Below are 14,374 nucleotides of genomic sequence, written 5' to 3'. Positions count from 1 at the left end.
GGAAGTCCTGCATCATGGATATTTATGTTGTTCTCAAGCTTATATGGGCTGGCCTTTTATGTGTGCTGCTGATCGGGCTTGGCCTGATGGTGGGCATGGACATGGGGGTGGGCACCCTGTTGCGCTTTGTGGGGCGCACGGATGGGGAGCGCCGCACTGCGCTCAACATCATTGGCCCGCACTGGGATGGTAATCAGGTCTGGTTCATTCTGGGTGGTGGTGCCATTTTTGCGGCGTTCCCCACGCTGTATGCCACGTCTTTTTCGGTGTTTTATGTGGTTATGATCCTGCTGCTGTTCAGCATGATCTTACGGCCCGTAGCTTTTGAATACCGCTCCAAGGTGGATGCCCGCCTGTGGCGTGCAAGCTGGGACTGGGTTTTTCTGGTTTCGGGCTTCCTGCCCATGTTTGTTTACGGCGCAGCTTTTGGCAATATTCTGCAAGGTGTGGGGTACCACTTTAACTGGACCGGGCAGTATTTTCAGGATGGGTCTTTTCTGGCTTATCTGCTTAACCCCTTTGCCATTCTGTGCGGCCTTATGGCGGTCTGCCTGAGTGTTATGCAAGGCGGTGTCATGCTGATGATCCGCTCTGAGAACCCCATTCACGACCGGGCGCGGCGCTATGCCAGCCGTGCGGGGCTTGCCGCAGTTGCTCTGTTCCTTGCCGGTGGCGTATGGATCCGCGGCATGCCGGGTTTTGTGCTTGAGCAGGGGAACCCTGCCATGCCTGCAAACCCCATGCAGGGGCAGCAGGTCAGTGTGCAGGTTGGGGCTTGGCTGCACAACTATGCAGCACACCCCGTTTTGTGGCTGCTGCCTGTGCTCGGTGTGGTGAGCATGCTGGCCGGTGTCATGCTTGTGCTGGCTAACCGCTCCCATGTGGCCTGGTGGATGGGCCTTGGCTCCTGGGTGGGTACAATTGGTACGGTTGCGGCCGCCATGTTCCCGTTCTTCATGCCGTCCACCACACGCCCGGACCAGAGCCTGACAATCTGGAACAGCTCAGCCAGCCAGTACGGCCTGACCTGCATGCTGGCCGTGGCCCTGATCTTTGTGCCGCTGATCCTGTGTTACACGTCCTGGTGCTATTACGTTATGCGCGGGAAAGTTCACACGGCGGATATCATCAAAGATACGCATAGTTACTGAAAAGGAGAGGGCGCATGATCACATTGCTGCGTTTTGCGGGGCTGGGTCTGGCTCTGGTAGTGGCTCTTCTGTTTGCCGTTTTTGTGGGTGACCAGGGGCCTTGGTATTTTGCATGGGCGGTTGGCACGGTCATGATTATTCTGGTCGCAGCCGCCGGTGGCGTCCTGTTTGATGCGCAGGCAGATGCGTCTGTCTCGGAAGGGGAGTTCTGACGATGATGGGAGATCTGGAGGCTATTATATTTTTTGTGCCATTTTTGTATTTATCGTTTTATATAATAGCATTTTCTGTTATAAGAAGGATGTTTCCCTAGCCTGTAATTCGAGCATCAGGGAAGTCTCACAAAGGAATAGCCTGCATACCTCTGGTATGCAGGCTGTTTTGTTTTATGGGTACGTAAAAAACCCACCTCCATGCGTAGGGCATAGAGGTGGGTTATAAAATCCATTATTCCTTATAGAAGTTTAAGGAATAACGGGTTTGATCAGGCTTCCAGTCCGCCATCAACAGGCAGGGCGGCACCTGTAATGTAGGATGCCTTGGGGCTTGCCAGAAAAGCAGCCATGGCGGCAATGTCATCTACCTTGCCGTAAGCACCGGTTGCAACAAAACTGCTGATCAGGGCAGCACCTTCCCCATCTTCTGGGTTCATGTCGGTGTGGATCGGGCCTGGTTCGATTACGTTGGCCGTAATGCCACGGCTCCCCAGGTCGCGTGCCACGCCTTTGGCAAAACCGCGCAAAGCCGCCTTTGTGGCAGCATAAAGCGAAATGCCGGGGAAGGGCGCGCGTGCACCAAAAGCGGAGCCGATGTAAATAATCCGCCCGCCTTCCTTCATGTGTTTTACGGCTTCCATGGTTTCCACCATAACGGCACGCACATTCAGGTTCAGAATGTTTTCAATCTGTGCGACCGTCATTTCATCAATCGGGCCGTAGGGGTATGTGCCGGCATTGCACACAAGCGCGTCAATACGGCCAAAGGCAATAATGGTTTCGGCAATGACCTCACGGTTGCCTTCAACTGTCGTGCTGTTGGCTTTAATGGTCAGCGCCTTGCGGCCCATGGCGCGGATTTTTTCCGCTACCTTTTCAGCAGCGCCCGAACTGCTGGAATAGGAAATGGCAATATCGTACCCATCTTTTGCCAGAGCTTCTGCAATGGCGGCGCCAATGCCCCGGCTACCACCGGTTACAATAGCAACTCGATTGCTCATGATCGTTAAAACCTTTCAAAATTCATGCCTGTTTTCAGGCGTCGTTCAAATCCAGCATCAGGCTGATGTTCTGCAATGCAGCGCCAGATGCACCTTTGCCCAGATTATCCAGCCGAGCCGTTAGCAGGGCCTGCCTGTTCTGGGTGCTGGCATGCACACGCAGTTCCATGTTGTCGCTCCCTGCCAAAGCTTCGGCCGAGAGTTTGGGTTCGTGCGGCATAACCCGCACATGGGCCTGTCCGGCATAGTGTTCGTGCAGAATGGTATGCAGATCACTCCCGGTTATATGGCCTTTCAGGTCATCCAGGTGCAAGGGGATGGAAACAATCATTCCCCGCGCAAAATGCCCGACCGAAGGCACAAAAACCGGACGCCGCGCAAGGTTGGCGTGCTGGTGGATTTCGGGCACATGCTTGTGTTCCAGACTGAGCCCATACAGCTCGAACGCTGGCCCGCCTTCATGCTCGTGCGCCTCAATCATGCTGCGGCCACCCCCGGAGTATCCACTAACTGCGTTAATGCATACCGGGTAGCGGGCATCCAGCACCCCGGCATCTACCAGTGGGCGGAGCAGGGCAATGGCCCCCGTGGGGTAGCAGCCGGGGTTGGACACACGCAGTGCGCTGGCAATGGCCCGGTCCTGACCTTTTGCCAGTTCGGGAAAGCCGTAAACCCATGCCGGGTCCGTGCGGTAAGCGGTGCTGGCATCCAGCAGGCGGGGGGCGGCATCACCCAGAGTTGCTGCCATATGCACGGCCTCGCGCGAGGCATCGTCTGGCAGGCACAGAACAACCAGATCGGCTGCGGCCATGGCGTCCTTGCGGGCAGCCGGGTCCTTGCGCCGGGCGGGGTCGATTGAAAACAGCGTAACAGGTAGGGCCGAGAGGCGCTCGCGTATTTCCAGCCCTGTTGTGCCTGCTTCGCCATCAATGAAGATAACGGGTTTCTGTGTCATGCCTTCCTCTTCTGATTCTGGCGGTAGGTTAGGCTTTCTGCCTGCAAGCGCATAGACGCGGCACAGGATTATGGCACAATGTTTAACACATAAAGTCCCGCGCTGCCCGCGCGGCAGGCCACCAGAACAGGCAGAGAGCATGACCAGCAGAGCACAAACCCCCGCAACCTCCCCTGTGGATGCCGTGCAGAACCGGCACAAGGCCGCGCAGAATATTGAGCGGCTGCTTGCTCTTATGGCGCGTCTGCGCGACCCGGAGGAAGGCTGCCCGTGGGACCGCGAGCAGACACACCAGACTATAGCCCCCTATGCCATTGAAGAGGCCTATGAGGTGCTCGATGCTATTCAGCGGCAGGACTGGCAGGCTTTTCCTGATGAGCTGGGGGATCTTCTGTTGCAGGTGGTCTATCAGGCGCAACTGGCGGAAGAGGAGGGGAAATTCGCTTTTGCCGATGTAGCGGAAATTGTTACGGAAAAAATGATCCGTCGGCACCCGCACGTTACCTTTGGCAAGGACGTGTTGGGGAATGCCGCTCAACCCCAGCCCGTAGCGGCTGAACTGTCCGCACGTGCCATGCCGGGGCAGTGGGAGGCAATCAAGGAGCAGGAGCGCAAACGTCTGGCCCAATTCGGGGGGCAGGCAGCGCAGCGCCCCGGTGCGCTGGCGGGTGTGCCGCCTGTTTTGCCCGCCCTGCTGCGGGCTTCCAAACTGGCATCCCGTGCGGCCCGTGTCGGGTTTGACTGGCCCGATGTCTCCGGTGTGCTGGACAAGGTACATGAGGAAATAAACGAGTTTGCGGTGGAAATGCAGAAGAATGACCGGGAAAAAATGCAGGATGAACTGGGCGATGTCCTGTTTTCTGTCGCCAGTCTTGCACGCCGCCTGAAGCTGGACCCGGAAGCCTGCCTGCGCCAGGCCTGTGACAAGTTTACCCGCCGGTTCGAGGCGGTGGAAGCCCGTCTGGCGCAGGATGGCCTGAGCATGCAGGACCAGAGCGTGGAGAAGCTGGACGCCGTGTGGAATGCGGTGAAGCAGACTGAAAAGCCCTGAAAACCAGAACGGCTGGAGCAAAGCCTCCAGCCGTTCTGGTTTGTGGGCGTAAGGGAGCGCGCTCCCTTACGGTTAGTCCGCATGACGTTACTGTGCGTTGGCGTCCTGCGTGCCACCAGCCAGATAATCCATGATCCGGCGGGAAAAGGCGTTAACATCCTTTGGTGTTTCACCATTCTGGATGCTGGCAACATCAAGCAGGATATGGGCCAGCGTATCAATGTTATCCCCGGCCTGCACCTTTTGAGCCAGAGAGTGGATAATGGGGTGTGCAGGGTTAAGCTCCAGCACAGGGGTTACGTCCGGAATATCCTGCCCGCTCCGCTGCATGAGCTTGCGCAGTTGCAGGTCCGGCCCGCCTTCGGGCGCACTCAGCACCATGGCGCTGGAAACCAGACGATCCGTTGCCCGGATGTCGGATACAGCATCCCCCAGAGCGGTTTTCAGGGCTGGTAGCAGGGTGTCCATATCCGCTTTTTCGGCGGTGCTGGCTTCAGGGGCACCAAATTTTTCAAGGTCATTCAGGCCCTGTGCCACATTGCGCAGGTTTTTGCCCTCATATGTGCCGAGCCGTTCCGGCCAGAAGGAATCCACCGGGTCGGACAGCAGCAGCACTTCCACCCCACGGGCCTTGAAGCCTTCAATCTGGGGGGAGGCATTCAGCACGTCTGCATTGTCGCCTGTTACGTAGTAAATGGCGTCCTGCTCGGGCTTCATACGGCTTATGTAATCGTCCAGAGAGGTCAGGGTATCCACGGCACTGGAGCGGAAGCGGCTAAGGGCTGCCACATCGGTTTTATAGGTGGGGTCGTCCCACATGCCTTCCTTGAGCACGGGGCCAAAGTTGTCCCAGAACGTTGCATAGGCCTGCGCGTCCTTGGCGCGGGTTTTCAGCTCGTTCACAACCTTGGTGGTCACGGCCTTGCGGATACGGGCCAGAACGGGGGTTGCCTGCAACATCTCGCGTGAGACATTGAGCGGCAGGTCCTCCGTATCCACCACACCATGCACAAAGCGCAGCCATGGGGGCAGGATTTCGGCATCATCGGTAATGAACATCCGGCGCACATGCAGGCGCACCTTGCTCTCACGCGTCTGCTCGCCAAACTCGAACGGGCGGGAGGAGGGGATGAACAGCAGGGCGGAAAATTCCATCATGCCCTCTGCACGCCAGTGCAGGGTATCCCACGGTTTGTCAAAGTTGTGGGAAATATGGCGGTAGAACTCTTCCAGCTGTTCTTCCGTCACATCATTGCGGGACTTGCGCCACAGGGCCGTGCCTTCGTTGGCGGCTTCTTCCTTGCCATCACGCATGATGGTAACAGGCCATGCAATATGGTCCGACCATTTGCGAATAATGGCCTGCAGGCGCCATGGGTCCAGAAATTCATCCGCATCGGATTTAATGTGGAGTGTAATGTCTGTTCCCGCTTTTTCGCGTGTTGCGGGTTCAAGCGTGTAGGCCCCCTTGCCATCGGACGACCAGCGCCATGCCTCATCTGCCCCGGCCCGGCGGGAGACAACATCCACCTTGTCCGCCACCATGAAGGCCGCGTAAAAACCAACGCCAAACTGGCCAATCAGGCTGGGGCGGTCTTCGGGTTTGGCGGTTTCAAGCTTCTGGCCAAAAGCGCGGGTGCCGGAGCGGGCAATGGTGCCAAGGTTGGCAACCAGTTCATCCCGGCTCATGCCTGACCCGTCATCGCTGATCGTCAGCAGGCGGGCGTCCTTGTCGGGGTTGATGCTGATCTTGGCATTTTCGGGCAGGGCCTGTGCGGCATCGGTCAGGGCTTCAAAGCGGCGGCGATCGGTGGCGTCCGCTGAGTTGGCGACCAGTTCACGCAGGAAGATTTCGCGCTCGGAATACAGTGAGTGCACAACCAGGTCGAGCAGCCGCCCTACTTCGGCGCTGAACTCGCGTGTTTCACTTCCCTGATGTGCCGTGGCGTTGGAGGTTGTTTCTGTCATGCTACTGGCCCTGTTACTTCTTATAAACTCTGCACATGGGCAGTGTATGCCACACCTGATGGGGGTGTGCATCCCTGCCTGTTCTGGTTGCACAGATGTGGTGGAACGGGCCTGTTTTCAATATCTGGCGGGGGCATGTCAGCCAGAATTATGGGCTGGTTTTTCCTGCGCTGGAAAATGCGCCAGCACCTGAGCGACCAGAATGGTCAGGGCCTCGGCCAAGGCGGCAAAGCCTTCATGCGGTGTGTGTGTAGCTTCATCCATATACAGGCCGCGCCGCATTTCTATTTGCAGGGCGTGCATGTTCTGGGTGGGGCGGCCGTAATGGCGCGTAATATACCCGCCTGCGTATGGCGCGTTCCGGGCGGTTTTAAACCCCAGCCCCTGCAATGTCTGCTCTGCCAGATCTGTCAGGCGTTGCGTGCAGGATGTGCCATAGCGGTCCCCCAGCACAAAGTCGGGCGAGCCCGCCTGTGGCGCATCGGGCATGGAATGCAGGTCCAGCAACAGGCAGAAGCCATGCCGTGTATGAGCGGCCTGTAGCAGGTCTGCCAGGGCAGCGTGGTAGGGCATCCAGTAATGGCGGATGCGTAAGGCGGCCTCCATAAAGGGGATGCGTTGCCGGTAAATGGGGCGGCGGTCTGCAACAATACGGGGTATGGAACCCAGCCCCGCCAACCCCCGCTCAGAGGGCGCGACAAAGGATGGAATGGCACCATGGAACATCCGGCTGTCCAGGTCCCATGCTGCGCGGTTTACATCGCAAAACACACGGGGGAAGGTGGCGCTCAGCAGCGGTGGCCCCAGGTTATGGGCACCAAGGGCCAGTTCATCCACAAAGCTGTCTTCACCACTACGCAGGATGTCTAGGGGCTGGCGGGCAATACGTATAAACGCCTCCGGATAAAAATGCCCTGAATGGGGGGAGCCCAGCACCACGGGGCTGGTTGCGGGTGTGCCGCAGACCAGAACCGGATTGGGGGCCGCCTGCCGGTTGGCTGTGTTCTCTTCCTGCATGTCCTGCTGAGGCTGAAACAACCGCTTCAGGCTGGGTGGGAATAAAGAAGACGCAAAATTTTTCATATTCCCACTATTGTGGGCTTGCGCTTGCAAGGCAAGGAGGATAAAAGGCCCACACACGTCAGGAATGGGCGCATAGCTCAGCGGTAGAGCACTACCTTGACATGGTAGGGGTCACAGGTTCAATCCCTGTTGCGCCCACCATTCCTGAGCTGCAGTATTCTGCGGTTTAAACCATGTCTCCCGCTGAAAAATCATCCAAGTATCGGTACACGATAGTACAGCATAATTCACCAGATTCCGCCCTGAGTGGTTAGGAATTGGTTATGGGTTTTCCCCTTCCAGAGCGATGGCCGGTCCCGTCCCCCACCACCTTATAATTTCCTCTCGATATACTGGCGGCATCAGCTTGGCGTAAATCGTCACGGTATTGATATTGCTCCAGTCGCCGTCTGATTTCAGGCGCAACAAATCCCGGTAAACGCAGTAGTGCCAGGATGCCCATGTGTGGCGAAGATCATGAGGCGTAAACTCCGGGACAAATACCGTTCTTGCCTTTTTCGCGCCCGCGGGAACCCACTCCCGTATGCGCCCCGGCAGCCCTGCGCGAGAGCAGGCTCCGGCCCATCCATTTTTTATTTGTCCTCCATACTGTCTGCCAGAATCATGGTACCGGTCACCCAATATAGTCCCCTTTCGGGTTTTTATGGCGGGCCGGAATACATGCCCATCTGTATCGGCAATGCGGGCGAGCCATTTAACAACAGCGGGGCAGAGATCAACGTAGCGCTGGCGTCCCTGCTTTTGCCAGACAACAGCGCGGCATCCGTAAAGGTCAACATCCTTCCATTGCAAGTCTAGCGCCTCAGATAGCCTACACCCCGTGCCGATCAGGAAGACGAAGAGCGGTTGCAGGTGAGGAGCCGCATGCTGGACAAGGTCTGTTGCCTGATCTGGTAGCAAAAAGCGGGTTATGGATAGAGGGACTGATATGGCTGCAAAGGCTGGTCTATCGCACCACCCCTGCACCGCGCCAAATTCCAGAATGGCTTGCAGGGGAGTGCGGACAGTGCGCTTTTTGGTGGCGGGAGATGCGGCCTCGCCATCCCTCAGTATGCCCGCATAAGCGGGCCGTAGAGATGCATTATTGATTTCGGATAATTTGGTATCTCCGAAATGCTCTACGAGCCTGTCAACGTATCGTCCTGTGGATGGAGAGCGTGGAGCATCTTTGATATAAGCCGTTGCAGCATCCGCAAAGGTTATGACGGAGCGAGGGCCATAGAGTTGTTCTTGCCAGAGTTCTGCCTCTCTTTTGCGGCGGTATTCTTCTGCGAGTTTGCGGTTTGTTGTGCCCGTGCTTTCCAGTACCCGCTTACCCCCGACCGTACCCCTGATAAAGAGGTTTTTGGTGTGGGAGAACGTGACAAGCTTGAGTGGCATTCCATACTCTCAATAAGGCGTCGATAATCGTGGGGGGAAAACACAAATTTCTTCCCCCACTTCTGGTGTGTTGGGCCGCCGTTATATTCAGGGCATCCGCGAAGGTGCTCCAATAGGCGGGTGCGCCCAATCTTCCCGCGCAACCGCTCCAACACGTCTGGGAGCGTCATCAGATCAGGAAGAACCTCACCCATCTCCTCCTCCCCAAAACCGAGCAGATAACACTCTCTTTATGGAGCGCTTCACTTTCAGTGTTTTTGCGATGATGCTTTTAGCCGCCTTCTCGGCCCGTGCTTCGTCACAAACCTCGGCGCATAGATCCACGCACTCATTGCATATAAATGCCCGGGAGCTGGCAATGAGCTTAAACACATCGTGCTGCGACTTCCCGCAGAATGAGCAGTAATATGTAATCCGCTCTTCTTTCGGTTTATCACCCATCATCCCTCCTTCCCCGGAATAGGCCGGTCGTTGCGTACCTCTGAGATGGTTATGGTGTCGGGAGAGGTGCCCGCGCCTACCGCGTCCAGAGCGCATTTTGCGCAGGAAAGCCACATCGAATTTGGTATAGTCTCTCCTTCCGAAAACAGCCGTTTTAATTCTCGTGCAACTGCCTCAATCCTTGGGTCAGTCATGCCTTATCTCCCAATCCGCGAATGGCATCTGCGCAAAATGTTGCGGCACAATGCTCTCCTGTCCAGTATCGGGTTTCTTCATGCGAACCTGATGCCTTTAGTTCATCGTTTGTAAAGGCAACTTTTTCATCACATTCTTTCGCACACCTTTCCCGCTCTCCCGCCAGCAACTCGTCTATTTGCGTGGGGGTTAAGACAGGTCCGTGATATTTGTCTCCTGCAAAATCCTCTGCCTCCTTACAGCCTCGTATCGGGTTTGCAGTAACCCGCTTTTGTATATCTGAGTACCAGAACAACAAATTGTTGCCGACATGATGCCTGCCGCTGCGCTCAGGAAACATCGGAACACCGGGCCGCTCAGGGTTGGGCCAGTTTGTGGGGTTGGTCATGCCGCACCGCCTTTCAGGGCTTTCTCACCGAGGCGGCCTATGGCTGACAATTCATCTCGGCAATTCGCAGGCCTGTTATTCAGAGACCATGTTTGAGCATTCCTGCTCATATCAATCATTTTATGAATAACCTCCCGCAACCGCACAACCTCAGCCTCAAGCGCCGCGATCTGGGCTTGGGCGTCTGAATAAAGTGCAATTTCAGTTTCGTATGGCAGGTGCGGGTGGTTAAGAATTCGCACCATAGGCTGGCCATCAGAGAAATGACCGGCGACTTTGCCAATAGGTTGGAGGTTGCCACCCGTCACAGGCGTTCCGATAGAGATCATGCGCTCATTGAGGGTTCCTATAGGAGCAAGAATCTTTCCAAGCTGTTCATTGCTCAAAGGCAACCGCACGAACACGCCAGTAGGTTTGTCGCTCATGCACCCTCTCCCGGCAGGACTTCGCGGACGTGGATTGTGCGCTGTAAACACGCTGTGTATTTCTCGGCCTCTTCTTTGGTTAGGTAAACCGAGCGACCACCGCCATGATACTCATTAACCCAAAATTCCCGCGCCACAGGGACTTCGCGGGCGTTCATGATGTCGTATTCCGTGTCACTCATGCGTGTTGGGTCAAACTGCCCATTAGATTCCCATTTAGTTAGGTCTTTTGAATCGCCCTCGTAACCCTGAATTTTCCCATTCCGATCCATCTTTACCGCTATCTCAATGGGAACCTTCTTCCGATTACAAAACGGCCCCTCATGCTCCGGCGTGTACGGGCCGATGATTTCTAGTTTCGTTTGCTGGGTCATGCGGTGGCTCCTTCTGCGCGAAGGTGAAAAAACAGACGTGCGCAGGCGCGCACATCCACAAGGGCATCGTGTGCGCCTTCAAGCTTCTCGCCAAAGAAGTGCTGGATGCACTCTTCCAGCTTTGGTGCTTTGGACTTGTTGATACCTGCGGCGATCATACGAGGCGTAGGCGGAAGGTTTACGATTGGCGCGGCTTCCTCCATCGTGTCGAAGGCCGGGCCGTCGAGCTTCCATCCGCGCCCCAGACGCTCAAACATGATGTTGACGATCTGGCGGTCAAACTTCTCATTGTGCGCAACCACCAGATCAGCCTTGCGGCTCAGGTCATAGAAGGTAGCGGCAACGACCGCCTCCCTGCGCCCATGGCCAGAGCCTTTTCAGTGGTGATGCCGTGAACAGCGGCTGCTTCTGTGGGAATAGTCCAGCCGTCAGGATGCACAATCAGATTGATGCAGGACTGTTCATTGCCCGCATTATCAGTCAGCAGCGCTGCAAGCTGCACGCAGTGGGGCTGGCGTGCAGAGTTAAGGGGCGCAAACCGATCGGGCAGGCCGGTTGTTTCGGTGTCGTAGAAGAGGATCATGCTGGCACTCTCGCTTCGGGAAAGTCGACAATCTCCAGTCGCGCACCTTGAGGAAGAGCGAGAAATTTCATCCTCTCGAATTCGATCCACTCTGGATTGATTGTGGCGCGATGAATTCTGCCGCCCCTAAGTAGGGAGATTATGGTGGACAAGCTCATATTGCAGATGGCGATTGAATGAACTGGCTTGTGCAGACGGTTGTGCCAAAACCACCCCCTAAATGTCGCGATCTCTATCAGACCAGCCTCATTGTTTGGGATTATCTCCCCACATAGCCATTTCCGTGGTGTTTTCTTTCTCGCTCTCATGCCGGCACCTCATCAACCGGAGCTGCTGCATGTTCTTGCGCAAACTCTGCGCGCTTGGCGGCGATCATATCCCGCACGTCAGACTGCACATCTTCGGAAATCGGCTTTCCGGCCTCTTCTGCACGGGCCAGAGTGCGTTGCCATGTCTGCCAGAGTGTATCTGTGCAGGTCGCATCAGTGCAGCCAGCAAGACGCTCTTGGAATATGGCGCGGTGGTCTATGGGCTTTGGCTTAGCAATGCGGCCTTGGGACGGGGTTATGTCGATGGTTTCATTTGGAATATCAGCGGCCTCATCTGCGCTGATAAGGCCGCGCAGCACGTCCGGGAACGCATCGCGCAGGGCAAAGCCTCGGGCGCGCATCTGGAGCATCCGGCGCGGGTATTGCTGCCATGGGCCTTGTTTGGACCAAAGAGAGGCTTTCTTGGCGTCTGCTATGCTGAACTCGCCGCGTACTTCATCGCCATCTTTGCGCCGGACCATGCAGACGGCCTGAAAGTTATCACCTTCACCTTCGAAAAACTCTTTGACGGATCCGCAAAGCCCAGACCCGCGCACCAGCGCAAGCATGGCATCGCCCCAAATGCTCGGGCGTCCGTTAATGACGGCAATGTTCTGGATGGCCTGCATGGGTGCCAGGCCAAGTTCTGAACCCATCTGAACGGCAATCATGATGTTTTCAGGCTTACCGCGGTAATCCTTGGGCATCAGGTCGGACCCGGCTGCCATTTCTGCGAAGCTCATCAGCTCCCGAAAGTTGGTTGGCTGCAAAACAGGTGAATGGGCTGTCAGTGCATTACTCATAATTCAGGTATCCTTGCGGGCGCTAACAACCAGAACGGGTGCGCCACCATTGGTTAGGGAAACGCCGGGAAGGCTCTTCTTCCGGGCGAGTTTTTTCATTTCGTTGGTCTGAAACTTGTCAGGCTGGGGTTGCCAGAGTTCCGGGTGTGCCGCCTTCAATGCCGTTTCATCCGTCACGAAGGGTTCTGGTGGTTTATCGCGCAGGCTGGCCTTCCAGTTTTCAGACTGGAACCCAGTCACGCCGTCTTCCAGCATGCATTTCGCCAGTTCGGGGCGCAGGAGTTGCGCGGCCTGCTTGCCTTTCCGCTCCAGTTCCTCTGCCGCACCGATAAGTTCCAGATAGCAGGTGTCAATATTCGCGCCCTGTTCACGTATGGAAGTGATGAACTGGCTCCATGCTGCTAGAGCCGGGCGCAGAACGTCTGCGTGGACAGACGCTTGATCGGCTGGCTCGTAATGCCCTGTATGGCGGCGGCCAGAATGGCGTAGGCGGTTATCTGGGCGGCAATACCCGCGTAACCGCAACGCTGACTGCGGCAGGTACCGCGATTGCCGTGGACGATATTCGGGGCTTCCAGACCATTCTTTCGGATGAAGGGCAGGTGATTGCCATTGGCGCGTCCAGCGGCATGCTTGTGACTGTGGGTGCGGGCTCTTACACGCTTGTTGGGGCCGTGGCCGATGCTCAGAATACCTCCACAGCTCCACAAGGTATTTCCGGTACGCTCACGTTCAACGCCAACGTGTCTGTCGCCGATGGGACGGCAGGCATGGCGGTTGTGGCCGCGACTGCACCGCTTGTGCTGCGCCCCAATGGTCGCTCCACCACGGCCGGGCTGCTGGCGGGGGGCATGAAGGACGCCAACGGCGCGGTGGTGACTGGAGACCTCCTGACCATTCAGGCCATGCTGGCGGCACTGTCTGCCCTGCGCGATAACAACGTGCCCACGCTCGATGGTGGGGTTTACCACTGCTATCTGGATAACAGCCAGCTTCTGGGCCTGTTCCGCGATGATGACTTCAAGCTGTTGTATCGCGGGCAGTATGGGTCTGACGCCTACCAGACTGGTCAGATTTTTGACCTGCTGGGCATTCGCTTCATTCCGACTACGGAGGCTCCGCAGCAGGCCAGCCTTGGCGCTGGCGGCATCCACCGCGCCATTATCTGTGGGCAGGGCGCGCTGATTGAGGGCGATTACGCCAATATGGGGAACGCCTTTACAGATACGCTTGATGGCGGTGAACTGGTCCATGTGGACGACGTGTGCATGATCACGCGCCCGGCCCTTGATCGTCTGGCGCAGATCATCGCGCAGTCGTGGTGCTGGATCGGTGGGTTTGCCCTGCCGACCGACCTTACGGCCAACACCACGATCATCCCGACCGCCACCAACAGCTACCTCAAGCGCTGCGTGGTGATTGAAAGCCTTGGTGCCAGCGCGTGATGGCGCGGCCTCGCAAGCAGGCGGGAGCGGAGGGCGGCGAGTTGGCCGCCCCCGTTCGGCTGTTGAATGACCACGGCTACATTGAGGGCCGTTTTAACCGGGGGCGTTACCACTGGTCCGCCGGGGAGGTCATTACCAACCCTGATGAGATTGCCCATTTGCGTGAGCGGGGGGCAAAGCTGGAGCTGGTAGCATGTCCGGAACAACCGCAGACCCACCCATAGCGGATACACCCCTGACGGAAGCAGAGCTTGTGCTGTGCCGCCGTTATATGGGTTATCCGGCCATGGGCGGCATCAATTCCGGTCAGCAATCGTGGCGCTTCTTTCAGGTTTACGGCTTCAACGAGTGGCGCATGCGCAACATGGCGCCAGAGGAATACGTGCAAATCCGCACGTACCTTGGGCAATGCCAGACGCTGGAGACAGCCATTCTTGGCGCGTCCGACAATCTGGACACCGATCAAGCCGCCGTATGGCACCACAACCGGGCAGAGGTTCAGGACCGCTTTGGTCTGTTCAACCGGTGGCGCATGCAGTTGTGCGCATTCTTCGGCATCCCGCCCGGCCCCGGGCTGCGGCCTGATAATCGCATTGTAATTTAGGAGG

At 57.0% G+C, this 14,374-nt stretch carries 18 protein-coding genes, 1 tRNA gene and 1 pseudogene; 7 read left to right on the top strand and 13 right to left on the bottom strand.

Features of this window, described 5'->3' with window-relative positions; genetic code table 11:
- The first annotated feature begins 14 nt into the window (after window positions 1–14).
- Window positions 15–1,151, top strand: coding sequence for a cytochrome d ubiquinol oxidase subunit II (cydB, locus tag ACSYTG_RS10965; RefSeq protein ID WP_086646288.1), 1,137 nt, complete (start codon window positions 15–17; stop codon window positions 1,149–1,151).
- Between the two features lie 14 nt (window positions 1,152–1,165).
- A complete protein-coding gene (locus tag ACSYTG_RS10960) occupies window positions 1,166–1,363 on the top strand; it encodes a hypothetical protein (RefSeq protein ID WP_165925530.1) in 198 nt (65 codons plus the stop codon).
- Between the two features lie 272 nt (window positions 1,364–1,635).
- Here ACSYTG_RS10960 and ACSYTG_RS10955 read toward each other — a convergent pair whose 3' ends face one another.
- On the bottom strand, window positions 1,636–2,367 hold the full coding sequence (locus ACSYTG_RS10955) for an SDR family NAD(P)-dependent oxidoreductase (protein ID WP_086646287.1): 732 nt from the start codon (window positions 2,365–2,367) through the stop codon (window positions 1,636–1,638).
- A gap of 34 nt (window positions 2,368–2,401) precedes the next feature.
- Window positions 2,402–3,322, bottom strand: a complete 921-nt coding sequence (gene argC, locus ACSYTG_RS10950; RefSeq protein WP_489783207.1) for an N-acetyl-gamma-glutamyl-phosphate reductase — start codon at window positions 3,320–3,322, stop codon at window positions 2,402–2,404.
- Window positions 3,323–3,461: 139 nt separating this feature from the next.
- Between argC and mazG the strand changes: the two genes are divergently transcribed.
- Complete coding sequence (gene mazG, locus ACSYTG_RS10945) at window positions 3,462–4,373, top strand: nucleoside triphosphate pyrophosphohydrolase (RefSeq protein ID WP_489783208.1); 912 nt, start codon at window positions 3,462–3,464, stop codon at window positions 4,371–4,373.
- 87 nt (window positions 4,374–4,460) lie between these two features.
- On the opposite strand, the gene htpG is transcribed toward mazG, so the two are convergent.
- Window positions 4,461–6,341: a molecular chaperone HtpG gene (gene htpG / locus ACSYTG_RS10940; protein ID WP_489783209.1), complete on the bottom strand. Its 1,881-nt coding sequence runs from the start codon at window positions 6,339–6,341 to the stop codon at window positions 4,461–4,463.
- A gap of 138 nt (window positions 6,342–6,479) precedes the next feature.
- Window positions 6,480–7,424, bottom strand: coding sequence for an N-formylglutamate amidohydrolase (locus tag ACSYTG_RS10935; RefSeq protein WP_489783210.1), 945 nt, complete (start codon window positions 7,422–7,424; stop codon window positions 6,480–6,482).
- A gap of 66 nt (window positions 7,425–7,490) precedes the next feature.
- Between ACSYTG_RS10935 and ACSYTG_RS10930 the strand changes: the two genes are divergently transcribed.
- Window positions 7,491–7,565 (top strand) — tRNA-Val (locus ACSYTG_RS10930).
- 120 nt (window positions 7,566–7,685) lie between these two features.
- Here the strand turns inward: ACSYTG_RS10930 and ACSYTG_RS10925 are convergent.
- The 9 genes from ACSYTG_RS10925 to ACSYTG_RS10885 form a co-directional block, all read right to left on the bottom strand.
- Complete coding sequence (locus ACSYTG_RS10925) at window positions 7,686–8,804, bottom strand: site-specific integrase (protein WP_489783211.1); 1,119 nt, start codon at window positions 8,802–8,804, stop codon at window positions 7,686–7,688.
- A 186-nt stretch (window positions 8,805–8,990) separates the two neighbouring features.
- Window positions 8,991–9,245: a ClpX C4-type zinc finger protein gene (locus ACSYTG_RS10920; protein ID WP_491706466.1), complete on the bottom strand. Its 255-nt coding sequence runs from the start codon at window positions 9,243–9,245 to the stop codon at window positions 8,991–8,993.
- Window positions 9,246–9,435: 190 nt separating this feature from the next.
- The gene (locus ACSYTG_RS10915) at window positions 9,436–9,828 is read right to left on the bottom strand and encodes a hypothetical protein (protein ID WP_489783212.1); all 393 of its coding nucleotides are present in this window, start codon (window positions 9,826–9,828) and stop codon (window positions 9,436–9,438) included.
- The gene (locus ACSYTG_RS10910) at window positions 9,825–10,253 is read right to left on the bottom strand and encodes a hypothetical protein (RefSeq protein WP_489783213.1); all 429 of its coding nucleotides are present in this window, start codon (window positions 10,251–10,253) and stop codon (window positions 9,825–9,827) included. The genes ACSYTG_RS10915 and ACSYTG_RS10910 overlap by 4 nt, the downstream gene beginning before the upstream one ends.
- Window positions 10,250–10,627: a hypothetical protein gene (locus ACSYTG_RS10905; protein WP_489783214.1), complete on the bottom strand. Its 378-nt coding sequence runs from the start codon at window positions 10,625–10,627 to the stop codon at window positions 10,250–10,252. Before ACSYTG_RS10905 ends, ACSYTG_RS10910 begins: the two co-directional genes overlap by 4 nt.
- Window positions 10,624–10,929, bottom strand: a complete 306-nt coding sequence (locus tag ACSYTG_RS10900) for a 3'-5' exonuclease (RefSeq protein ID WP_489783215.1) — start codon at window positions 10,927–10,929, stop codon at window positions 10,624–10,626. The genes ACSYTG_RS10905 and ACSYTG_RS10900 overlap by 4 nt, the downstream gene beginning before the upstream one ends.
- A gap of 17 nt (window positions 10,930–10,946) precedes the next feature.
- On the bottom strand, window positions 10,947–11,210 hold the full coding sequence (locus tag ACSYTG_RS10895) for a 3'-5' exonuclease family protein (protein WP_489783216.1): 264 nt from the start codon (window positions 11,208–11,210) through the stop codon (window positions 10,947–10,949).
- Window positions 11,211–11,514: 304 nt separating this feature from the next.
- Window positions 11,515–12,189 (bottom strand): recombinase RecT, encoded by a 675-nt coding sequence (locus tag ACSYTG_RS10890; protein ID WP_491706418.1) that lies wholly within the window; start codon window positions 12,187–12,189, stop codon window positions 11,515–11,517.
- Window positions 12,190–12,324: 135 nt separating this feature from the next.
- The gene (locus tag ACSYTG_RS10885) at window positions 12,325–12,576 is read right to left on the bottom strand and encodes a hypothetical protein (protein WP_489783218.1); all 252 of its coding nucleotides are present in this window, start codon (window positions 12,574–12,576) and stop codon (window positions 12,325–12,327) included.
- 176 nt (window positions 12,577–12,752) lie between these two features.
- On the opposite strand from ACSYTG_RS10885, the pseudogene ACSYTG_RS10880 reads away from it, so the two are divergent.
- The 3 genes and pseudogenes from ACSYTG_RS10880 to ACSYTG_RS10870 all read left to right on the top strand — a co-directional run.
- Window positions 12,753–13,766 (top strand): annotated as a pseudogene (locus ACSYTG_RS10880) (DUF4043 domain-containing protein); the annotation flags it as partial.
- Complete coding sequence (locus ACSYTG_RS10875; RefSeq protein ID WP_489783323.1) at window positions 13,766–13,990, top strand: hypothetical protein; 225 nt, start codon at window positions 13,766–13,768, stop codon at window positions 13,988–13,990. The pseudogene ACSYTG_RS10880 and the gene ACSYTG_RS10875, both read left to right, overlap by 1 nt.
- Window positions 13,960–14,370, top strand: coding sequence for a hypothetical protein (locus ACSYTG_RS10870; protein ID WP_489783219.1), 411 nt, complete (start codon window positions 13,960–13,962; stop codon window positions 14,368–14,370). The genes ACSYTG_RS10875 and ACSYTG_RS10870 overlap by 31 nt, the downstream gene beginning before the upstream one ends.
- Window positions 14,371–14,374: the final 4 nt, after the last annotated feature.

Source organism: Acetobacter sp. ESL1128, from assembly GCF_058505085.1.
Note: the sequence above shows the minus strand (reverse complement) of the source record. Positions and strands in the feature narration are given on the sequence as shown.